Here is a 20,934-nt window from a genome sequence, read left to right as displayed (position 1 = left end):
GATGCAACTGCTCGTACCGTCCTGGTATCCCTATCAATGCCTGGGTCGCGCCCTCGACGAGATGCTGGGTGAGCCGCTGGCGCGGGCGCCTGCCGATGCCAACGTTGCGGCCGAGCATGTCGGCGAGCACTGGCAGTTCATTGCGCTCCTTGATGGCGGGGAGCCTGTCCTCGGCACGACTGCGATCGGCGAAGCGCTCGACCGTCGGTATCCAACGCGAAGGATTATCGGCATCGATCCGATCGGGCGAGCCGAGGTGCGCGCGCATGTCAGCCGAATCGAGGAGATGTTCTGGTGCCTCGTGATGGCGGACATGCCCGATCACCCCGGCTTCGGCCGACCGCTTTGGAATGACGGGTCCGGCGCGCGCGAACGCATGCTCGAAGAGGTGCCATGGCGCATGGACACGATCGAACTGTTCGCCGCGAAACGGACCACCCGTTTCCTGTCGGGTGAATTGCCCTCGATCGCCGATGCATTTCTGGCGGCTCTTCTGAATACCGCGGCGCACCAGGGCATCGGCCCTTTGTTACTGCGACCGTCGCTGCAACGGTGGGCGGCTGAAAATGGTCAAGGCCGGCCGTTCACCATCAATACCTAGCCCTTATTTTTTCACCCAAAGAAGGAATGCACCATGTCCATGATCGACTGGAACGATTATCGCGCTCAACTCATGGCGGGGATCGGTGATCTCGGCGCGCTCAGCCCCGCCACGGTAGGCGGCTACATGCAGGCCAGCGGGGCGGGGAGGGAAACCGGACACCTTGATGCCAAGACCCGGCAGCTCATCTCGCTGGCGGTCGCGGTGACGACCCGGTGCGATGGCTGCATCTCGGTGCATTCCCTGGAAGCGGTGAAAGAGGGCGCGACCGAGGCCGAGATCGCGGAAGCGCTTGGCGTCGCGGTTGCGATGAACGCGGGCGCTGCCCTGGTCTATTCGGCTCGCGCGCTGGACGCGGTGAAGGCGGCGAAGGGCTGATACCAGTGCAATCGCGAGGCGGGACCGCGACAGAGGCGTCCCGCCTCGCGAGCGCACCTCACGGTCCGCAGCGTGCACAGAGCGTCGTGCCAAGTGAAAGCATGAACGACGCATTGGCCAGAGACTGCCGAAGAGCATGGCTCACCATGCGCAAGAAGGACATTCCAGCATGATCGCCGAACTCAGTCCCGAGGAACTCGCCCACTCCGTCGATACCCTTCCCGGATGGAGCCACGATGCTCAGCGCAAGGCGCTCTATCGTAAACTGATACTGGGCGATTTCTGCGAAGCCTTCGGGCTGATGGCGCGCATTGCGTTGCATGCCGAGAAGGCGGATCATCACCCCGAATGGTCGAACGTCTACAATCGGATCGAGATCTGGCTGACCACTCACGATGCCGGCGGCGTCAGTGCGCAAGACGTGTCTCTCGCCAGGCAGATCAATACGATGCTGGGCCAGTCGGCGCCCGGCTAATTGCGGGCCGGTCGCCGCGCGGCATCGAGTGGGATGACGATATCCGCGCGGCCGGGCATTTCCTCCAGGATGTGGCGCGTCAGCCGTTCGTAATGGCTGATGAAGCGCCTGATCTGTTCCTCATCCATGACCCGCGAACCCTCGATCGGGCGCCCTTGGGCGGTGAGGCTAGCGGCGAGCTTGTGCTCCTGCTCGAGCCGCCAGGCATAGACCTGCTCGAAGCCGGGCGCCTGAAGCAGGGCAAGCACGTCGATGCGCGCGAAAAACGCCCGGTAGGGGCCGCTCAGTTGCTCGTTCACGTAACGGCGCCATGAACCATCAGCGTCCTCGTCGCATTCCAGGGAATTCGCGGGTGCGGCCAGCGCACCGCTGGCCTGTGGCCTCGCGCCGACGCACCAACCCTCCAGCAGGACGATATCGACAGGTGTCGGAGCGCTGGCTTCCTGGCTGGCCGGGACGCGATCGTCGTTGGCCTTGTCGAAGGCGGGCAAGGCGACCGGGGGGCCTTGGCTCGCAAGCGCGTCGAGCACGGCGGTCGCCCGATCGACGTCGTGTGTGCCCGGAACGCCGCGAGTGATGAGCAGCGGATGGACGTCGCTCGCCAGTTGTTCACGTTGCCGGCGTGATAGATAGACGTCATCGATCGAGAGCGAGACGACCGACCGACCGCCAAGACGCAGCGCATGAGCGATACCATCGGCTATCGTCGTCTTCCCGCTGCCCTGCGAGCCGCAGAGACCGGCAACAGTCGTCCCCTTACTTTGCGTGGATCGGGCCAGGATCGCGTCGTGGATGGGCAGGGCCGTCTCCACCAAGTTCGACACGTGGTCGCCGGCGAAGTGGCCGAGAGCGGCGCGTTCGGCGAAGGCGATTTCCAGCAGGCCGTGTGCCCCGCTCATGGATGGGCAACGCGATCTGGCGGTGCCTCTCCTCGCAGCCAGTGATCGAGGTTGTCGAGCGCGCGCATGCCCATCGCTGTGCGGCTTTCCTCGGTGGCGCTGCCAAGATGCGGCAGCATGACGAGATTGGGCGCGTCCATAAGCGCAGGCGATATCGCAGGCTCGTTGCGAAAGACATCGAGCCCGGCGCCAGCGATGGCGCCTGATTCCAGCGCAGTCACCAGCGCGTCCTCGTCGATCACGCTGCCACGCGCGGTATTGATGAGAAAGGCTGTGCGGCGCATTTGCTCCAACCGGGCGGTGTCGATCAGGTTGTCGGTTGCGGCGCCTCCGGGGCAGTGGAGCGATACAAAATCCGATTCGCGCAACAGGCTTTCGAGTTCGGGCCGATACTGCGCGCGGTGCTCCGCTTCGACCGCAGGCGCGGCGCGCGAGCGTGAGTGGTAGATGACGTCCATACCGAACGCCCGGCCAAGCTGCGCCGTACGCTGTGCGATCCGCCCAAAACCGATCAGGCCAAGCACGCTGCCCGAAAGCTGCCTACCGAGCAGGTGGGTGGGGCGCCAGCCGGTCCAATCGCCGCCGCGAAGTTCCCGCTCTCCCTCCCCCGCGCGGCGAGCGACCATAAGCATCAGCGTCAGCGCCACTTCTGCCGTTGCGTCGGTTAGCACATCAGGGGTGTTGGTGACGGTGATGCCCGCTTCGCGGCAGGCATCCAGATCGATATGGTCAAGGCCCGCACCGTAGTTGCACAGCAATGCTGTCCGCAGCCCTTGCTGTTCGATCATCGCGCGCGTGATGCGATCGGTCACTGTAGGGCAGATGACGTCGTAATCGGTCAGCGCCTGTCGCAAACTGGAGGCACTCATCGGTGAATCCGATGTGTTGAACGTCAGGCCGGATCGCGTGGCAAGTTCACGCTCGACATCATTAGGCCATTTTCTAGTAACAAGGATTTTCATCATTCACGATCACGGACGGGCGGCTTGTGGAACCGCCGACTTCTAAGGGGTTGGCCGAGCGAACAAAAACTGCTGCGGTTGAAGAACGGTATTGCCGTCGGATTTACGCGATAAACGGCGAGTGTTTTGCCGTCAACTCCCAGGAAACTATTTTTCCTGTCAGGTATGGTCATGGTGCTTACCCCCGCAAAGGGGCATCGATGCAAACACCTACGTCGGGCACCCTTGGAGCTTCTGAAAAGGATGGCCCATGAACGAAGAGACACTTGTGCCGGAGCTGCGGGCCTTTGCCGGCCGCATGCTTGACGTCGACAGCCACGAGATGATGCCAGCTCAGGCCTGGACCGCGCAACTCGGACCGGACTTCGCCCCGCTAGCCGAGTCATTCTTGACCAACGGCGAGACTAACCGCGAAAATATCAACCACCCCAACGTGCCGGATTTCGTCGCCGACGATCGCGATCTAGCCGAGGAGTCGGTCTGGCGGGTAAAGGGCTGCTCTGCGCCTGGCGCGCTCGACGTTCAGCGCCGGCTCGAAGTCATGGACGCGATGGGCGTTGCACGGCAACTTATGTTCCCGACCGCCGGCGCATATGGCCTGATGACAGCGATCCTGCCTGAAGACAACGCATTCGGCTTTCTCGAGAAGGTGCGGGGAGACAGGCGGGCGATCGGCAAGGCCTGCGTCGCCGCCTATAATCAGTGGGGAATCGAAGCCGCCGGAATTTCAGATCGGATCAGACCGGTGCTCCCGGTGTTGGCAGATGATGTGACGGAACTGATGGAAATCACCCGCGCCCTGATCGCTAGTGGTGTTCGCGCGGTTTGGCTGCCGAGCTGCGTGCCGCCTGGCGGACTTTCCCCTGCTCACTATGATCTCGATCCGTTCTGGGAGCTGCTGGCTGCGAACAAGATCGCCGCCTGTCTTCACGTCGGCGCCGAGGGCCAGTTCTTCGAAACGATGGCATGGGGTGATGCCCGCCCGTTCGAGAATTTTCGGGTGCTGGGAGAATTTCGCGCCGATCCATGGTGGTTGTCGGTCAATCACTGGCCGACACAGAACTTCGTGCAGTCGATGCTCGTAGGGGGAGTGTTCGAGCGACATCGCGAGCTCGTCCTGGGCGTTCTGGAGACGGGCTGTATGTGGATCGGGCCGATGATGGAACATCTCGATATGTGGCACGGTAACATGCGGGCGTTCGGCACGGCAGCCTCAGTCGTTCTGCCCGAAAAACCATCGTTCTACGCCAAGCGTAATCTGCGCATCGCGCCTTTCGATTTCGAGCCGATCGGCACCCTTATCGAGCGCCATCCCGAAACCGTCGATATGCTGTGTTTCGCTAGCGATTATCCGCATGTCGAAGGCGGGAAGGATCCGGCAAACCGACTGTATCACAGCATCGCTCATCTCGGCCCTGAAGTCGTCGAGAAATTCTTCGTGACCAATGGCGAGGCGCTGCTTCCTGCCTGATCGGCACGCGCGCGATCGTCGTCGTCACCCACACCCGTCCAATCCAGGAGAATACGTCATGTTGCAGGACAACGCACAAATCGCCCGTGAAATGTATGAGGAGCTATTCACCAATTGCAACACGGCGGTGCTCGACCAGTATGTCGACGAGGATTTCGTCTATATCAACCCCATGAAGGCAGTGCGTGGCCGGCAGCAGATTGCCGATCTGGTCGATGCCCAACGCGAGTCATTCGAGGGCTTCCATCTTCAGGTCGATGACTTTTTTGTCAGCGGCGACCGGATCGCGGTGCAGTGGACGATCACCGGCAAGCACGTGCGCGATTTTTTCGGCACTCCGGCAAGTGGGGGCTCGATCCGGTTCAGCGGCGTGACGATCCACAAATTCCTGAATGGTCGCAGCGTCGAGGCCACGGGATATTCCAACATGCACGAGGTGTTCGCGCTCTCGACCGGGGAGTAGCGTCTCTGCGATGCCGCGCGAGGCGTCCTTGGTCGCGACCCGCGTGGATTGCCTGCGGTCCGGGAGCGCGAACGAAAGGCAGATTCAGGAAAGTGCGCGGGCGCGTTCGATTGCCTGCGAACGACGCGAGATGTCGAGCTTCTGGTAGAGCGTTTTGCGATACGATTTGACGGTGCCCTCAGCCAGCTCGAGTTTGCGGGCGATTTCTTTGTTGGACAGACCATCGACCAGCAGCGATAGGATCTGATTCTGTCGCGGACTGAGCGCGGTGGGTTGGTTGCGATGCCCGCTCGTCAGCGTCTTGCAGCGGGAGGCCAGCCGATCCGCAAGTGGCCGAACGTCAGAAGGCAGGTCGGTACGCTTGGCACACGCTTCAAGAACCTGCTCAAGGCCGCCAATCTCGGCGAGGCCACCAACATATCCGCGTTTTTCAGCATGAAGGTAGATCATACGCAATGTCGTTGCAATCTCTTCGCATGCATCACGGCTAATAGCGCAAAGCGCCTGCAGCTTCAGGCATGACACGCGCAAATATACGGGTACATTCTGCACTACCCCGCGCGCGCCAAGATAACGGCCAAAATCAGCGAGGCTCTCACGCTCCTGACCATCGGCAAGCCTGAGACTATTAAGCGCCAGGATTTCAGAGACGCAGACATAGTCCCGCCAGGTATCATTGCCGGTTGCGTCGCTGGTCACTGGGAAGCTGTCACCTGTCGCGAGCTGGCCTGCTTCGTCTTTGCGGTTGGCCTTGACGAGAATGAATAAAGCCCTGCACCGTGCGAGCTTGACCAGACGCTGAAAGCCCATCCTTGCGCCGGCCGCTTCAGCTCGCGCGACTATTTCGAGCGCAGGCTCACAGCCTTGCTGCAAAAGCGCAACATTCGCCGCAGTCATGAAACCGGCGACACAGAGTTCGGCCCAACCCTCTTTGTGCAGGACGACGTCGAGTGGCCGATCAAGCAGGGCTTCGGCTTCATCGAAGCGGCCCTGCTCGTAGCGCATCACCGCCATGATGATTGCTGCGGCATCGTTGAGCGTGCTTGAAAGCGGAAACCAGTTGCGGACATGGACAGTCATCCGTTCCACCAGATCGACGGCCTGGGGCAGGTTCCCGAGCCGGTACTCGGACATCGCACTAAGTGCGAAGACGTAAGCGCCCGCGAAAGGGACCGAGTAGTGTTCGCTGAGCACAAGGCCTCGCAGCCCGGCCTCCCTGCTCTGCTGGTAATGGCCGGTCCGGTAGTAGGCATCGCACAGAACATCAGCCGCGATCGCATAAAGCGCCGGATCGGAACTGAGATCGGACTTCATTTGCCGCTCAAGCCGATCAGTAAGCTCCACATCTACACCGTGATCAGCAAATATTGCGAGCCGCACGGCGATGATCGCAAGCTCCGCGGCGCGCATCGGGTCGTGGCTGATGATCGCATCGCGAGCGCAAATCCGCTCGAACTGAGCCTGCGCCTCATCGTTGAAGCCAGCGCGTGCGAGGGAGACGATGTGCAGCAATTCCAGCCGTGGGAAGGCGGAAAGATTGCCGGACAGGTCAGCGTTGAAGCTACCTACCAGATCAGGTCCGTAGCGGACATCCAGCATCCAGCCCCCATTCAATTCCAACACATTCAGCGCATGGGCAGGCGGGCAGCGCTGGAAAACGTCCCTGGCCTCGTTCCAACGGTGCTGGCCGATCAGTTTCCCGATGATCGCTTGGCAGCCCATGCGGTATCGCTCCGGCTCCTGATCGGCGAATCGGTCATGAATGATGTCGCGGAACGGAGATTTGAGCCGTACACCCTCTTCGCCCGACTCGAGCAACCCGAGGTCGGAAAGCCGCCCCAATGCTTCGGGACTTGCCTTGCACAAGTCGTCTATATGCTCGGTGACCAGCACCCGCTCAGGAATGAGCGCAAGGGCATTCACGATTGGACGAAGTTCAGATGGAACGTGCCTGTCGAGGTAAGCGCCGGCATCCGCAGTGATGCGCCGACGCATAGACTCCGGCGGTATTGCCTTTGTCGTCGCGTGCCGGCAGACGATGCGCGCGCCGGCCGGCCAGCCCGCCATCAGCAGTGATCCGAGCTGCACTGACGCTGTGACTAGCAACGCACGCTGCAGCTCCGTCATTTCCATTTCGTTGAAGCGCAGGTCTGCCTCATTCAGCTTGAGCGCGGGGAGATTGACATCGCTGGGCGAAAAACGGCCAACCGCGATAATCCGTGATCCTTGCGGCAAAGTGGAAAGCAAGCGTGCCAGCAGCGCATCGGAAAAAACCGAGCGCACATGCTGATAGTCGTCGATAAGCAGGGTAAAGGCGGATTGAGACAGCAGGTCTGGCGTGTCCTCTTGTCCGAGGAGGACCTCCAAGGCGCTTTCGCCTGGAATTCCTAGATCTGCGGCGGTCGCAATAGCTTGAAGCAGTTGAGTGCAGAGCGTGATCTCGCACGGGTCGCCCCCCCCGGCCGTGAACGAGGCCCAAGGATATCCTTGCTTGCCGAGCGCGCGACCGAGTTGGCGAAGCAATACCGACTTTCCAAATCCCGGCGCCGCTCCGATAAGGACAAGAGCCTGCCGATCCTGATCAAGTATCCTCGAAATCAATCCTGTACGTGGGAGTGTCCGACTATCGCCGGATCCAGATGCAGCGAAAACCGATGCGGTCGACTGGGAAAGGCCTGGCTTTAGCTGATCGATTTTCTGACTCGCGCTGTGCAAAGCAAGATCCTCTCAAACACCTCTCGACATGAGAATGTAACATATGCATGGGCCTTTCGGATAAGCAAATGTTTCTTCTCAGGAAACATAGGGATCAAAACATGATCGAGTCTTGTTTGGCTGGGCATCGCGGCGTCAATGCCGTGTTAAATATCCGGCGAGCATTGCCAAGCAATCCTCAGCGCCAGATCTCGCGCATCATGCGCAGCCAGTTGCCCCCAAGGACATTGCGGACGTCGTCGTCACTGTAACCGCGTGCCGACAGCCCCTCAGCGATAGCGCCGATCGCTTCGGGCTCGACCTGCTTCATGTCGGTGCGAGTGTAGCCCCCGTCAGCCGGCCAAATGCCCGCCATTGTCTGCGCGAAAGCGACGAGAGCAGGTAGGTCATAGACATAGTCGAAGCCAAGGCCGACATGGGCCGGGCCGACCAGTTGGGCAATATGGTCGATATGTCGTACGTAGCCGTCCGCGCTGGCTTCGTCGTCGCCGGTGAAAATGCAGAGGCCGGTCAGACCGATGACACCGCCGGAGCCGGCGATTGCCCTGATCTGCTCGTTGTTGATATTGCGCGCGTGGGGTTGGATAGCCGCGACGTTGGTGTGGCTGGCGATGACCGGGCGATTCGAGTATTCCAACACGTCCATCGCCGCGGCATGACTGGTGTGCGATACGTCTACGAACATGCCGACGCGGTTCATCTCGTCAACCAGTTTGCGGCCGAAATTGCTGAGGCCAGTGCCGCCGGGCTCGTGGCAACCATCAGCGACCAAATTTTTGTTGTTATAGGCCATCAGCATGTGGCGGATGCCCAGCTTATAGAATACTTCAACCAGATTGAGGTCCCGGCCTACGGGCATTGTTCCCTGAAAATGAAGGCTCACGGCGAGCTTGCCCACCGCTTTGGCAGCAAGCGCGTCATCTACCGTATCAATCAGCACGCAAGTTTTGGACTGCGAGAGGAAGAAACGCCTGATCTCGCCGATCTGGCGCAGTGCCGTCGCGGTATCCGCATCCTCTGCGACCGTGACCGACATGAAGTCGAGGCCGTTCTCGAGGAACCGTCGTGCCAGCGCGTCTTTCAGCGCGGATGACCCCGGAGCGGTGATAGGAGTTGTCATTTCGGCGACGAACGGATTTCCGAACTTGTCCTTCCACGTGGTGCCAGCAGTCACGAACTTTCCTCCAAGCCTGTTGTCCCGGAATTGTCTGGGCGGCAGGCGAGCGAGACCATCCCTCCTTTGGGGGGCGCGCACTAGGCTTTAAGCCGGTTCAGGCGTAGGTCGGCTTCCAGACCTGACGGGCAATCCGCATTAAGTTCCCCCCCATGGTGCGGCGTAAGTCTTCGTCGGCAAAGCCGTGGCCCTGAAGCCTTTCGACGATGTCCTCCATGCGCTCTGGTCCGATCATGCTGATGTCTGAACTGTAGCCCATGCCCGCTGGGAAACTGCTCTTCATCTTGACGACAAATTCTTCGAGTTCCGCCGTGTCGAAGACATAATCGGTGCCGATGCCCACGTGTTCTGTCCCGACCAGGTCGGCGATGTGCAGGATATGGCGCACATACTGACCCACAAGGTCCTCGGTCTTGCCAACGAAGATGTCGATGCCATTGACGCCGACGACGCCGCCGGTGGCAGCACAGGCGCGGATCATGGCATCGGTGATATTGCGGGGATGGTCGAACACCGCGCGCGCGCAGGAGTGAGAGAAGACTACCGGATTGCGGGAATAGGCCATGATGTCGAAAACGCTGCGCTCCCCTGCGTGCGCGCAGCACAGTACCATGCCGACCCGTTCCATCTGGTCGATTACCTTGCGGCCGAAGGGAGTGAGGCCGCTGTCCTCATCGTGGCAGCCACCGGCTGCCCGGGAGTTTCGGTTGTAAGCCAGCAGCATCCAGCGTACGCCGAGGTCGTAGTAGAGCTGTACCAGGCTCGGCTGATCGGCCACCGCGTTCGCGCCCTCGATATCGAAACAAACGGCGAGGCGACCCGTCGCGCGGGCCGCCTCGATGTCCGCAACCGAAGTGGCGAGCACAAAACGGTCTGTATGGCGGGAAAGCCAGTGGCGGAACAGCGCGAGAATCCGCACGTGCTCCTCAATCCCCTGTTCGCCGAAGCCGACGTTGATCGATGCGACATCCACGCCGCCTGCGCGAAAACGCCACAGCTGCTCCATGAAGCTCTCGTCATCGGGGCGCAGCGGCAGGCAGGCATGATTGTCCCACACCGGCATCGAGGCGAGCAGTTCTCGCGCGGAACGGGCGGAGGCGATGGCCGGAAAGGTCATGTTCTAGAAATCCACCTTGATGTTGGCGCCGTAACGCCGCGGATCGTTGAGCGTCAGAAGCCAGGCGGTGCCAAGCTGGTTGGCCTCGCTCGTCTGCTCGCGCGTGTCGGTGAGATTTTCCACGAAGCCGGTAAGCGTGAACTGGCCCCAACGCACGCCGGCACGTAGATTCACGTATTGTCTGGGCGGGACGACATCGATCGGAGCGGTGATGTCGATGTTTTGGCGCGAGCTGTAGCGCCAGTCGGCATGCAACAGCAGGTCGGCGGCGTCGCCGAGTGGATGAGTGTAGTCGCCGCGCACGCTAAGCGTCAACTTCGGACTGTTGGGCGAGCGCAAGCCGCCCTTGATCTTGGCATCGAGATACCCCGCCGCCGCGGCAAGCGACAGGCCGCCTCTCGTCAGACTGGTTTCAAGTTCCACGCCGTTGATAACCGTTGCCGGGATTGTGATCGGAACCCGGAACGGTGGCGTGGCGACGACAGTGGAGGATTGCTGATTGGAATAGTCAATGTGGAACATCGCGCCGTTGACCATCAACTTGCCGAAGCCGGTGCTCGTCGACGCCTTTACGCCCACTTCGTAATTTTCAGTCTTTTCCGGCAGTGTAAAGGATCCGGTGTTGTAGAAGCCGGCGCGATAGCCCTTTGCATAGGTCGTGTAGACCATCACGTCCGAGCTGATCTTGTAGGACAACTGCGCCTTGGGCTGAAAGTCGTCCGACTTTTCCTTGAGCGTGGTGACGAGTATGCCGCCCTTGTCGGGAACCGGCACGATCTGCGCGAGCCCCCGGTCCAGATATGTGCTGTTACGGAATTTCTGGCTGTCGTATCGGCCCGCAAGGGTCAGTTCCAGCTGAGGCGTGATCTCGTACGACAGCTGCGCGTAGGCTCCCCACCAGTTGTCCTGCCGCCTGTCCCAGCGGGGAAACACCGGGATCACCTGGCAACCAGCGAAATCGAAGCCGACCTTGTCGCCGCAACCATCGCCGCCGTTCGCACCACCTAGCAAGTTGTAGGTGTTGAACCCGTTGACGGCCCTGCGGCTCATGTAGGTCGCGCCGAACATCCACTGGAACGGACCGCCCCCTGACGATTGCAGGCGCGCATCCTGGAAGAATGAGCGCGAGCTGTCGCCGCCCTCGAAGACCTGATCGACGAGTTCACCCGTCGCCGCCGAAGAGCCCAGCGCGGTTCCGCCCAGGTAGCAACCTGCCTGCGCGCCTGGCGCGGGATCGGTGTCCAGCGGGTTGTCCGGATCATTGTAGCAAAGGCTGCCGACCGTGGTCTGGCGAGAATTGCTGTAAGAGGTGACCGAAGTCAGCTCGAACGTGTCAGCCGCATAGGTCGCGCGCAGCGAGACGCGGTGGTATTTCCGGTTCTCTTCGCCGATCAGGCGGCGCCTCGGCCCGAAGCCGCCCTCGGACTTGTCGAGGAATGCGCGCGAGGGGACGAGCGAGTGATACATCGCGCCGTTGCGCGAGTGGTTATATTCTCCCTTCAGGTCGAAGGTCAGCCGGTCGATTGGCCGGAATAGCAGTTGCCCGCGCAACCGCTGCGCATTGATGAAGTTGAGCCCGCGTCCGTCGGTCGCGTTCTTTACGGAGCCGTCGGCGTCCTGGATTTCCGCGTTGAGCCGGAAGGCGAGCACATCCCCGGCGATCGGGCCGGTCAAGTCGCCGGTCATACGCTTGTCGTTGCCGTTCGCGTACTCGGCGAGCATCTGGCCGCCGAAAGTGCCATCCGGCTGTTTCGTGATGACGTTGACCGCGCCGGCGATCGCGTTGGCGCCATAGACCGCGCTCTGCGGCCCGCGCAGCACCTCGACGCGTGCAATGCCGGTATAATTGCCACCGGCGAGGTTATCGAGTGAATCGACCGGCACGCTGTCGACGAGGAAGGCGACTGATGGCCACCCCTGTTGGCCGTTGCCCACCCCGCGCATCGACAGGCGAATATCGCCGCCGTTGAACCCCTTGCCGTTGCGGAAGGTGAGGTTGGGAACCATGCGCGTGAAATCGTCGAGCGTGCGCAGGCCGGCGCGCTCGATCGTCGCTGTGGAAAGGAGTGTGACGGAATCGGGGACGTCCTGAAGCCGTTCCTCGCGTCGCCGGGCGGTGACAACGAGTTCGTTGCTGTCGACGGCGTCTGCGGGATCGTTGCTGCCGGCATCAGATGTCTGGGCGTGGGAGGCGCTGCTGGCTGCGATAATTAAAAGAGACGAAAAGAACAAAGGCCGGCGATAATTCCTGTCGATATGTACAGACATACTTACCCCCCTGAGCAGATTTATAAAAATACCGAACTTCGATTTCGATCTAAATTTGGTATTTATTAAATGTATCAGTTGTAGTTATGTGATTTAGAATTAACGCGTTCTGCCCCACTAAAATTCCGCTCTCATCGGTCAGTCTGATCGCAAATGGACGGAGCGCTACCCCTCCTGGTGGGGGTATTGGAGACTTTATGAACCCTAAATTCTTCGACAGTGACACAGTCCGGGCGAGCCTCGGTTTCCCCGATTGCATCAATGCGATGCGATCCACGATGATTGCGCTTTCGGCCGGCGAACTGGCGGGCTTGCCGCGCCAGATTCTGCAGGTCCCGAATTCGGGGATGCTGGGTTTGATGGGAGGGCGGCTCGCAGCCGGGGCCCCGTTCGGCGCGAAGATCGTCAGCGTCTTCCCGGGCAATCACGCCAGAGGCCTTGAATCCCATCAGGGTGCGATCGTGCTGTTCGATCCGGCAAGCGGTGCGCCGCGCGCCATCATCGATGCTGGAGAGGTGACGCGCATCCGCACCGCATCCGCTAGCGCAGCCGCGACCGATTGCCTGGCGCGGAGCGATGCCCGGTCGATGGCAGTGCTGGGTTATGGCACGCAGGCGATGGCCCATGTCGAGGCGATGCTGTGCGTCCGCGATCTTTCCGCGATCACCGTGTGGGGCCGAGACGAAGGCAAGCGGCGCGGCTTCTCCGCGCGGGTGCAACAATGCTTCGGCATCTCGTGCCATGCGGCGCGCGATGTTCGCGAGGCGGTTGCGGAAGCGGACATCATATGCACGACGACCAGCGCATCCGAGCCGATCCTGCTGGGCGCAGACCTTCAGCGCGGCGTACACGTCAACCTTGTCGGGTCAGGGTTTGCCGGGCCGCGCGAAGTCGATGGTGAACTTGTCGCGCTATCGAGGTTCTTTGCTGACGACCGCGTCAACGTGATGAGCCAGGGGGCGGAGTTTCTTCACGCACGCAAGGCCGGTCTCGTCGGGGACGATCACATCCTCGCGGAAATCGGCGAGGTGATGGCCGGAACGGTTATCGGCCGTTCGTCGCAAGACGACATCACCGTCTACAAATCGCTCGGCCACATCGTCCAGGATTTGGCGGCGGCAGAATTGTTGTTCGGGTAATGCCGAACGGTCGGAACTGACCCGAAGGGCCAGCCAGCAGAAGAGGTATTCGGGGCGCGGCGCCGGATCGTGCTATCCAGCGCCGCGCCCCGATCAGGCGGCGACCTTGCGCAGGTTTGCGGTAGCATCCTGGTCAACGCTGAGTCCGGCGCCATCGCCGGTCAGCACGACTTTATAATCGGCCTCTGCGCTTTCGCGGCTGACATAGCCACCGCGCACGTCGGCCAGTACTTCGGCGGCGTCGCGCTGGCGCGGGTCGCCCCAGCCCGCCCCTCCGGCGGTCTCGACACGGATGTGCTCGCCGGCTTTCAGCTGGAAGCCGGTCAGTTTGCCTTCGATGCGCTGTTCCGGGCTATCGGGATAGATAAGGATACGGTTCGGCTTGGCCGCCAGGCCCCCCTCGACGCCTTCCACGCCTCCTCGCGTCTGGTCGACGACCGAGATGATGCTGAGGTCGCCGAGAATGCGCCATTCCCGAGTGACGCCGAGGCCACCCCGGAAGCGGCCGGCCCCAGCGGAATCGTGGCGCAGGCCGTAGGCGACGGTGAGGATCGGGTAGCGCTCCTCGAGGATCTCGACCGGGATGTTGCGGCATTCGCCCAGGGTGAAGTGGATCAGTGCGTTCTCGCCATCCGCGTCGCAGGATGCGCCGTTGCCGACCGCCTCGTCGCCGCCACCGGCGAAAAATTCGCCCGTCGCGGGATCGGTTCCCGACCACAGTACGGCACCGATATCACCGCCGGTGCGCGAGATTGAAAGGTTGGGCGCGCCTTTCGCCATCGCCGCAAACATGGCTTCGCCCACGGCCATCACTGACCAGCCATAGATGAAGACCGGCGCCGGCTTGGTCGGATTGAGCAACGTCCCCTCGGGAGCGAAGACCGACAAGGGTCGGAAAAAGCCTTCGTTCGCATCGTAATGCGGTGCGACCATCATCTTCATCGCCAATCGAAGCGACGACATCGTCGACACGAAGGGGCAATTTATCGGTCCCTTGGTCTGCGATGCCGTGCCGGTCAGGTCGACATGCATCTGATCGCCCGAAATGGTCACTTTCAGACGGATCACGACCGGCTCGTCGACGATGCCGTCGTTGTCGATTGCCACTTCGGAGGTCCATTCGCCGTCAGGCATTGCCGTGATGGCCTTGCGCGCGATTTCCTCGCCGTGGTCCAGGATGCGGTTTGTCGCCGCCCTGACGACTTCGACGCCGTACTTGGCGCTGAGATCGCGAAGGCGCCGTGCGCCCAGCTCGCAGGCGGAGATCTGCGCGGTGAGATCTCCCGTGAGCACGTCGGGCAGTCGGGTATTGGCCCGCAGGATGTCCATCAGCTCCTCGTCGAGCTTACCGGCTTTCATGATCTTCACGGCCTTGAGCTGGAGGCCTTCCTGGAAGATATCGGTCGTATCGGTGCCGTAGATGTCCTTGGCGCCAAGATCCATCCAGTGGGCTTTGGCAGCCGAGTAGGCGATGATTTCGCCGTTTTCGAAGATCGGCAGGATCGTCACCGCATCCTGCGAGTGCGCGCCCGTCCAGTAGGGGTAGGTGCACAGCAGCATGTCGCCTTCCTGCACATTCTCCTTGCCGACGTAGTCCATCACCGTGCGGATCGTGTAGGTGAGGGTGCCCATGAAAACGGGCAGGCCCTTGCCTTCGGCGATCAGTTCCGCCCGCTCGTTGTAGACGCCCAGGCTGAAATCGCGAACCTCGTAGATGATAGGGCTGAACGAAGCCCGCATCAGCGCCGTGCTCATCTGGTTCGCGGTGGAGCGATAGTAGCTGCGAATGACCTCGACAGTAACGGGATCGACAGTTTTCGTAGTGTTCATTGTTGTCTCCTCCGCGTCAAACGCGAGTAATGATAAGGTTGCCGAGGTGATCGACGGCACATTGCTGGCCGTTGCGGACGACGGTCGTCGTCGTACGTTCCTCGATCAGGGCGGGGCCGGGCACGATGTTGCCCGCCTTGAGCGCGGCACGATCGTAGAGACCGAAAGTCTGCCATTCGTTCAGAAGGAAGTCGCAGACCTGGCGCTCGCCATGGCGCACGCCCGAGGTGTCGGGTTCGCCCCGCTCGATCTCGCGCAGCTTGGGCTTGGGGATCTCGCCGACCGCCTTGACGCGCAGATTGACGACATCGGCGGCAGAGCCGAGCGTATAGCCGTATACGTCCTTGTAGACGTTCTCGAACGCCGCGTAGAGCGCATCCTTGCCGCCTTCGTCTTCGAGCGAAAAGGTGACCGGTACGGAAACGGCATGCTCCTGGCCCGAATACCGGATTTCCGCGACCCGTTCTGCCGATCGACGCTCGGCTGGGACGCCCTCCCGCTCGAGCAGGTCGGACCCGCGTTCGACCAGTTCCGCGAACCGCTGCTCGAGCTCGGCACCCGTCATGTCGGAGAGCTTCTTGGAGATCGTCTCGACCACATCATGCCGAAGGTCGATCATCAGCATGCCGAATGCCGAGAAGGTGGAGGGGACAACCGGGATGATCGCCGCGGGCATCTCCAGCTCGTCGACAAGATAGCCGCCGAACATGGCCCCGCCGCCGCCGAAGCAGAGCATCCCGAAGTCACGCGGGTCTTCCCCGGTCTCGGCCGCTATGCTCTTCACCGCTTCGGCCATGTTGCTCATCGCGATGCGAAGGATGCCGCTGGAAGCCGCCATCGGCTCGATGCCGAGTGGTTCGGCCACCTGGCTCTCGATGGCCTTGCGGGCGCCCGCCGCGTCGAGGCTCATCTCACCGCCCAAGAAGCGGTCCGCATCGATGAAGGCGTTCACCACAAAGGCGTCGGTCACGGTGGGCACTGTCCCGCCGCGCCGGTAGCAGATCGGCCCCGGCACCGCGCCAGCGCTCTGCGGTCCGACGTGCATTGCGCCGGCATCGTCGATCCACGCGATCGAACCACCGCCCGCGCCGATCGTGCGGATGTCGAGGTTGGAGATGAGGATCGGATAGCCGTTGACCTCGGTCTCTTGGTTCACCGTGGCGCGACCGTTCTTGATCATCGCAATATCGAAGCTGGTGCCGCCCACATCCATGGTGATGAGGTTCTTGTGCTCGGTCAGCTGTGACAGATGCAGGCCGCCGATGACGCCGCCGGCCGGGCCGGACAGCAGCATGTTGATGGGGCTGTTCTTGGTCGCATCGGGGGTCATGCCCCCTCCGTCCGACTTGGTCAGCACCACTTCGCCGGGAAACTTGCGAGCGGCCAGTTCTTCTTCCAGCGACCCGATCCATTTCTCGACGACCGGGGCGAGGTAGGCGTTGAGGATCGCGGTCATGCCGCGCTCGAACTCGCGATGCTCGGCCGCGACGTCGGAAGAGATCGCGACGGGGATGTCGGGGTTCTCTTCGAGCAGGATATCCTTGATGCGCCGCTCGTGCGCCGGGTTGCGGAAGCTATGCAGCAAGCACACGGCGACCGCCTTTATCTCGTGCTGGCGGATCTGGCGCGCCACATCGCGGACCGAATTCTCGCACAGCGGTTCCAGGATGTCGCCCTTGACCGTCACACGCTCCGGCACTTCGAAGCGAAGCTCGCGCGGGACTATCGCGGCGGGCTTGCGATAGCGCGGGTTGTACATCTCGGTGCGGTTGTAACGCATGATCTCGGGCACGTCGCGAAAGCCCAGCGTCGTGACATAGGCGGTCTTCACGCCCTTGCGCTCGAGCATGGCGTTAAGCGCGGTAGTGGACCCGTGGATGAAGAAGTTGTTCACGGCCTCAACGTCGACCTTAGCCTTGTCGATCGCGTTGATCACGCCGCGCAGAGTGTTGTCCGGTGTGGTCGCCGCCTTGTCGATGTAGAATTCACCCGTGTCCTCGTCGAGAACGACGATATCTGTGAAGGTCCCACCGGTATCGATGGAAAATCGGACGGAGCTGTGTTGCTTGGTCACGCTTGGTATCCTTGGCTCGGCTTGATTTGATGATTCAGAAGAAGCGGCACCCGCAAAGCAGTGAAGGCGTGCCAGCACCTGACGACCGCTTGAGCATGCGCCTCGCGCGACAAAGCGGTATCCCTCCAAAAAGGGGTGGCGGAAAGCGGCGGTCCGCCACACGGCACCCACCCCCATATCGGGGTATGGAGAGGAAGTCCGGTCGATGGCAGTCGTCGCGGAAACTCACCCGAGGAGGGATGCTCGATGACCGACGATGCCACGCTTACGGCACGATTCCACGAGATGTACGACCGCTCGCTCAATCACGGCGATTTCGAGCCGACCTACCGCATGTGCCATCCAGACATCGCTTTCCAAAGCCCCGCTGGCATGATGCGTGGCGTGGAAAACGTAGTGGCTTTAATCCGTCAGCAGCGGGCCGCATTCGACGATTTCGAGTATATCATCGAACACATTTTCGCGAATGACGAAGGTGTCGGTGTGGTGTCGCTGTCGCGCGGCGTCCACATGCGCGCGCTCATGGGGGTGGAGGGCAGTGGCAGGGCGGTCGAGATCCGCATGCTTTCGATCCACCGCGTCGTCGATGGTCGCAGTGCGGGCGGTTGGACGTGCTCGCGCTACAGCGATATTTTACGCGAAGCCTACGAGCAGGCGGCTGCGCAGGGCACCTTGCCCTGCCGTTGACGCGGCCGAGTCGCTATGATGCGGCTACACCGTCGCTGGACTGGTTTCGGATTTCTGCGCTAGGCTTGGTGTATCTTTTATCTGCTGGGAACGCGAACTGGCGTCAAGTTACCATGCTCGGCGATCACATCGAACGGCCATGCTTCAGCGTAGTCGCTCACAGCTTGTCTAGGAACTTCTAAACGACCTGCGTCGGCCGTTCAATATCCCCGAAACGGGCGATCGGAGGCTCGAAATCGCGTGGGTTGGCCAGACCGTTCGAGCCGATCGGCCGCTTCGCAGACATAGCCGCGCGCCGGCCCATCGGGCAGTTCCAAGCGGAAGCGGATGCCGCGCGGGATCAGAGCGAAGTGCCGCGGCGCGACCCGCAGCGCGTCCATTTCGACCACGACCTGCAACGGGCCGGTCTCCGGCACTATCAGCAACTCGCCGTCGCCGCTGAAAACCATCGCGCAGTTCGCGGAGTAGAGGTCAACCGCGCTGCCCGGTCCCGTCGCCGCTTCTCTGATGACGGCACATGTGACCAGGCCATCGACGAAATCGACCGGCGTTTCGGGCTGGGCCGCCGGGTTCCAGCGCAACCGGTTATGCGTGGAGGTCTGCTTGCCATCGCCGCCCCGCATAGCGTTGTCTGTGTAGGGCGGATAAGCACCGTGCATCGCCGAAGGTCGCATTCTGTATGGCCAGCTCCGTCGGTTGTTGTGCCGCGGCGCGCGCCTGACGCGGATAGTCGCGAAATTGCGCGATGACTCCGAGCAGCGCGTCAGGCTGCTGCGGGACGAGAGCTGTGAAGGGAGCGTGCATGTGCTCAGGCATCTCGGATCTTTGCGGCTGCGGCGTAGGCCTGGGTTCCGTGGGTGTGGACCCGGTCGGAAGGCAGGATTACGTCGATCGGAATGTCGTCGCCACCGGCTAGTTCGGCGTATAACGGGGCAAAGTCGGTCTCGATCGTCTGGCGCAACAGGTCTTCGAAGCTTTCGACCACGAAATAGGCCTGTTGGTAGTCGTCTATGCGATAGGGCGTGCGCATCAGTCGGCGCAGATCGAAGCCCAGGCGGTTAGGCGAAAGATCGTCGAGCGCAAACAGAGATTCGCCGTATGACGAGATGATCCCCGCGCCGAAGAGCTTGAGGCCGCCGTCCTGTTGAACCAGACCAAACTCGACCGTGTACCAATATAGCCGCGCCAGCCGTTCTATCGCGCCTAAGCCATCAGCGCGCAAACCGCCTTCGCCATATGCTTGCATGTAATCGGCAAAGACCGGGTTCGCCAGCAGCGGGACGTGACCAAAGACGTCGTGGAAGATATCGGGTTCCTGTAGGTAGTCGATCTGTTCAGGCGTGCGGATGAAGCGGCCCGCAACGAACCGGCGGTTCGCGAGGTGTTCGAAGAATATCCGGTCGGGTACGAGGCCGGACACGGCGACGACCTGCCAGCCGGTCGCTTTCATCAGGCGTTCGGATAGTTCATCGAAATTGGGAATACCTGGTCGTTTCATGCGGAGAACGTCGATGCCAGCCATGACTTCCGAGGCGGCCCGTTCGGGCAACATGAGCGTCTGGCGCGCGAACAGGTGATCCCACATCGCATGCTCGGCGGGACTATAGGTATCCCAGGCTTGTGGGATGGTCCAATCGGGAGCTGCTTCGGGTGGGGGTGTGCAGGATGCTTGTGCCATGCTGCATTATGGCACGAACACCCTGCGAGATTATCTCAATGTCCATTGCAATCGAAGAATCTTTGATGCAATTATTTCTTCTATTCAGCTAAGATGAAATGTATGGATCTCGATAATGTTGATCGCCGAATTCTGGAGCAGTTGCAGGTCGATGCGTCATTGAGCAATGTCGAACTGGCTGAACGTGTGAACAGTTCGGCCGCGTCGTGTTGGCGCAGGGTGAAGGCGCTGGAGGCTGCAGGTGTGCTGGGCCCGCCGGTAAGGCTGCTCGATCCGGTGTCGCTGGCGCGGAGCGTCAACGTGATCTGCAACGTCCGCATGCGAAGCCACGCACGCGAAGCACGTCGCGCGTTCGAGAATCTTGTCTGTGAAAGGAAAGAGATTTTGGAATGTTTCTCGATGTCGGGAGACTGGGATTATCTGCTCCGCATCGTTGCGGCGGACGTTGCCGATTACGAGCGATTTCTGATGAGTGTATTGCTAGATCACCCGTCAGTAGGAGGAGCATCCTCACACTTCGCGCTGTCGATGACCAAATATACGACAGCGCTGCCGATCTGAAGGGAAAAATTGCACTTTGCGTTACAGCTACGCGCGTAGCTTTAACGTGATCGTTGTTTTTCTTTCGGTCCGATAGGCCAGCCTTCAACTGACCAAAGATGGCGCCGCTCCGAGACCACTCTGATTGCCCCCATTGCCGTTCGCGAGCTGAAGCGATCGACGGTCCGCACCGAGTTGACCATCGAGTTCGTCGGCGTGCTCGATCAGCTCTCCGATCATTTTTCGAACCTCGGGCTCGGGTAACCTCACCAGGAGGCGGGCGAGAAGGTCATGTACCGCGAACTGCGCGCCTTCAGATTTGAGCGCAGCGCTTTCAAGATCAGCCACCCGTTCGCTCAGTGTTTTAGGCATACCCGTCTCCCGTAGACCTAAATTCCGGCCATTCAGATACGTCCCTATACTCGGCTCAATTGGGCCTGTCGCCGAAATTTGGCAAAGCGAC

18 protein-coding genes and 1 pseudogene are annotated in these 20,934 nt (G+C 61.2%); 8 read left to right on the top strand and 11 right to left on the bottom strand.

Going from position 1 to position 20,934, the window contains the following annotated elements; translation table 11 throughout:
* Position 1 precedes the first annotated feature (1 nt).
* The 3 genes from PMI02_RS09140 to PMI02_RS09130 all read left to right on the top strand — a co-directional run bounded on the left by PMI02_RS09140 (position 2) and on the right by PMI02_RS09130 (position 1,454).
* Complete coding sequence (locus tag PMI02_RS09140; protein WP_157222451.1) at positions 2–601, top strand: glutathione S-transferase family protein; 600 nt, start codon at positions 2–4, stop codon at positions 599–601.
* Positions 602–634: 33 nt separating this feature from the next.
* The gene (locus PMI02_RS09135; RefSeq protein WP_007681826.1) at positions 635–979 is read left to right on the top strand and encodes a carboxymuconolactone decarboxylase family protein; all 345 of its coding nucleotides are present in this window, start codon (positions 635–637) and stop codon (positions 977–979) included.
* A gap of 169 nt (positions 980–1,148) precedes the next feature.
* On the top strand, positions 1,149–1,454 hold the full coding sequence (locus PMI02_RS09130; RefSeq protein ID WP_007681824.1) for a 4a-hydroxytetrahydrobiopterin dehydratase: 306 nt from the start codon (positions 1,149–1,151) through the stop codon (positions 1,452–1,454).
* Here PMI02_RS09130 and PMI02_RS09125 read toward each other — a convergent pair.
* Both PMI02_RS09125 and PMI02_RS09120 read right to left on the bottom strand, forming a co-directional pair.
* The gene (locus PMI02_RS09125) at positions 1,451–2,353 is read right to left on the bottom strand and encodes a hypothetical protein (protein WP_007681823.1); all 903 of its coding nucleotides are present in this window, start codon (positions 2,351–2,353) and stop codon (positions 1,451–1,453) included. The two genes, PMI02_RS09130 and PMI02_RS09125, sit on opposite strands and share 4 nt — an antisense overlap.
* Positions 2,350–3,318, bottom strand: coding sequence for a D-glycerate dehydrogenase (locus PMI02_RS09120; RefSeq protein WP_036503085.1), 969 nt, complete (start codon positions 3,316–3,318; stop codon positions 2,350–2,352). Before PMI02_RS09120 ends, PMI02_RS09125 begins: the two co-directional genes overlap by 4 nt.
* Positions 3,319–3,565: 247 nt before the next feature.
* Between PMI02_RS09120 and PMI02_RS09115 the strand changes: the two genes are divergently transcribed.
* Positions 3,566–4,786, top strand: coding sequence for an amidohydrolase family protein (locus PMI02_RS09115; protein ID WP_007681821.1), 1,221 nt, complete (start codon positions 3,566–3,568; stop codon positions 4,784–4,786).
* A 58-nt stretch (positions 4,787–4,844) separates the two neighbouring features.
* Positions 4,845–5,249, top strand: a complete 405-nt coding sequence (locus PMI02_RS25845) for an ester cyclase (protein ID WP_007681818.1) — start codon at positions 4,845–4,847, stop codon at positions 5,247–5,249.
* Between the two features lie 84 nt (positions 5,250–5,333).
* Here the strand turns inward: PMI02_RS25845 and PMI02_RS09105 are convergent, their stop codons facing one another.
* From PMI02_RS09105 to PMI02_RS09090, 4 genes are all read right to left on the bottom strand, one after another.
* Positions 5,334–7,616: a LuxR C-terminal-related transcriptional regulator gene (locus PMI02_RS09105; protein WP_007681817.1), complete on the bottom strand. Its 2,283-nt coding sequence runs from the start codon at positions 7,614–7,616 to the stop codon at positions 5,334–5,336.
* A gap of 526 nt (positions 7,617–8,142) precedes the next feature.
* Positions 8,143–9,138, bottom strand: a complete 996-nt coding sequence (locus tag PMI02_RS09100; RefSeq protein ID WP_007681815.1) for a dipeptidase — start codon at positions 9,136–9,138, stop codon at positions 8,143–8,145.
* A 97-nt stretch (positions 9,139–9,235) separates the two neighbouring features.
* Positions 9,236–10,255, bottom strand: coding sequence for a dipeptidase (locus PMI02_RS09095; RefSeq protein WP_007681812.1), 1,020 nt, complete (start codon positions 10,253–10,255; stop codon positions 9,236–9,238).
* Between the two features lie 3 nt (positions 10,256–10,258).
* A complete protein-coding gene (locus tag PMI02_RS09090) occupies positions 10,259–12,523 on the bottom strand; it encodes a TonB-dependent receptor (protein WP_007681809.1) in 2,265 nt (754 codons plus the stop codon).
* A gap of 197 nt (positions 12,524–12,720) precedes the next feature.
* Between PMI02_RS09090 and PMI02_RS09085 the strand changes: the two genes are divergently transcribed.
* Entirely contained in the window at positions 12,721–13,662 is a 942-nt protein-coding gene (locus PMI02_RS09085; protein WP_007681808.1) for an ornithine cyclodeaminase family protein, read from the top strand.
* A gap of 93 nt (positions 13,663–13,755) precedes the next feature.
* Here the strand turns inward: PMI02_RS09085 and PMI02_RS09080 are convergent, their stop codons facing one another.
* Complete coding sequence (locus tag PMI02_RS09080; RefSeq protein ID WP_007681807.1) at positions 13,756–15,492, bottom strand: hydantoinase B/oxoprolinase family protein; 1,737 nt, start codon at positions 15,490–15,492, stop codon at positions 13,756–13,758.
* 16 nt (positions 15,493–15,508) lie between these two features.
* Positions 15,509–17,566, bottom strand: a complete 2,058-nt coding sequence (locus PMI02_RS09075; protein ID WP_007681806.1) for a hydantoinase/oxoprolinase family protein — start codon at positions 17,564–17,566, stop codon at positions 15,509–15,511.
* A gap of 246 nt (positions 17,567–17,812) precedes the next feature.
* On the opposite strand from PMI02_RS09075, the gene PMI02_RS09070 reads away from it, so the two are divergent.
* Positions 17,813–18,253 carry an ester cyclase gene (locus PMI02_RS09070; protein WP_007681805.1) on the top strand — a complete coding sequence of 147 codons (441 nt, stop codon included), beginning with the start codon at positions 17,813–17,815 and terminating at the stop codon, positions 18,251–18,253.
* Positions 18,254–18,431: 178 nt separating this feature from the next.
* Here PMI02_RS09070 and PMI02_RS25840 read toward each other — a convergent pair.
* A pseudogene (locus PMI02_RS25840) lies at positions 18,432–18,912 on the bottom strand (homogentisate 1,2-dioxygenase).
* A 149-nt stretch (positions 18,913–19,061) separates the two neighbouring features.
* Positions 19,062–19,931 carry a phenylalanine 4-monooxygenase gene (phhA, locus tag PMI02_RS09060; RefSeq protein ID WP_036503074.1) on the bottom strand — a complete coding sequence of 290 codons (870 nt, stop codon included), beginning with the start codon at positions 19,929–19,931 and terminating at the stop codon, positions 19,062–19,064.
* Positions 19,932–20,024: 93 nt separating this feature from the next.
* On the opposite strand from phhA, the gene PMI02_RS09055 reads away from it, so the two are divergent.
* Entirely contained in the window at positions 20,025–20,492 is a 468-nt protein-coding gene (locus tag PMI02_RS09055) for an Lrp/AsnC family transcriptional regulator (RefSeq protein ID WP_036503071.1), read from the top strand.
* 84 nt (positions 20,493–20,576) lie between these two features.
* Here the strand turns inward: PMI02_RS09055 and PMI02_RS09050 are convergent.
* Positions 20,577–20,934: hypothetical protein (locus PMI02_RS09050; RefSeq protein WP_238539039.1), on the bottom strand; the 358-nt coding region annotated here is incomplete at its 5' end.

Source organism: Novosphingobium sp. AP12, assembly GCF_000281975.1.
Lineage (GTDB): Bacteria > Pseudomonadota > Alphaproteobacteria > Sphingomonadales > Sphingomonadaceae > Novosphingobium.
The sequence above is the reverse complement of the archived record's forward strand: the minus strand, read 5'-3'. Positions and strand labels throughout refer to the sequence as shown.

Excerpts from the sequence above, each read along its gene's own strand:
- PMI02_RS09115 (WP_007681821.1), top strand. The coding sequence starts at position 3,566 with ATGAACGAAGAGACACTTGTGCCGGAGCTGCGGGCCTTTGCCGGCCGC.
- PMI02_RS09070 (WP_007681805.1), top strand. The coding sequence starts at position 17,813 with ATGACCGACGATGCCACGCTTACGGCACGATTCCACGAGATGTACGAC.
- PMI02_RS09130 (WP_007681824.1), top strand. The coding sequence starts at position 1,149 with ATGATCGCCGAACTCAGTCCCGAGGAACTCGCCCACTCCGTCGATACC.
- PMI02_RS09125 (WP_007681823.1), bottom strand. The coding sequence starts at position 2,353 with ATGAGCGGGGCACACGGCCTGCTGGAAATCGCCTTCGCCGAACGCGCC.
- PMI02_RS09055 (WP_036503071.1), top strand. The coding sequence starts at position 20,025 with ATGAAATGTATGGATCTCGATAATGTTGATCGCCGAATTCTGGAGCAG.
- PMI02_RS09095 (WP_007681812.1), bottom strand. The coding sequence starts at position 10,255 with ATGACCTTTCCGGCCATCGCCTCCGCCCGTTCCGCGCGAGAACTGCTC.
- PMI02_RS09120 (WP_036503085.1), bottom strand. The coding sequence starts at position 3,318 with ATGATGAAAATCCTTGTTACTAGAAAATGGCCTAATGATGTCGAGCGT.
- PMI02_RS09090 (WP_007681809.1), bottom strand. The coding sequence starts at position 12,523 with ATGTCTGTACATATCGACAGGAATTATCGCCGGCCTTTGTTCTTTTCG.
- PMI02_RS09085 (WP_007681808.1), top strand. The coding sequence starts at position 12,721 with ATGAACCCTAAATTCTTCGACAGTGACACAGTCCGGGCGAGCCTCGGT.
- PMI02_RS09140 (WP_157222451.1), top strand. The coding sequence starts at position 2 with ATGCAACTGCTCGTACCGTCCTGGTATCCCTATCAATGCCTGGGTCGC.
- PMI02_RS09080 (WP_007681807.1), bottom strand. The coding sequence starts at position 15,492 with ATGAACACTACGAAAACTGTCGATCCCGTTACTGTCGAGGTCATTCGC.
- phhA (WP_036503074.1), bottom strand. The coding sequence starts at position 19,931 with ATGGCACAAGCATCCTGCACACCCCCACCCGAAGCAGCTCCCGATTGG.
- PMI02_RS09135 (WP_007681826.1), top strand. The coding sequence starts at position 635 with ATGTCCATGATCGACTGGAACGATTATCGCGCTCAACTCATGGCGGGG.
- PMI02_RS25845 (WP_007681818.1), top strand. The coding sequence starts at position 4,845 with ATGTTGCAGGACAACGCACAAATCGCCCGTGAAATGTATGAGGAGCTA.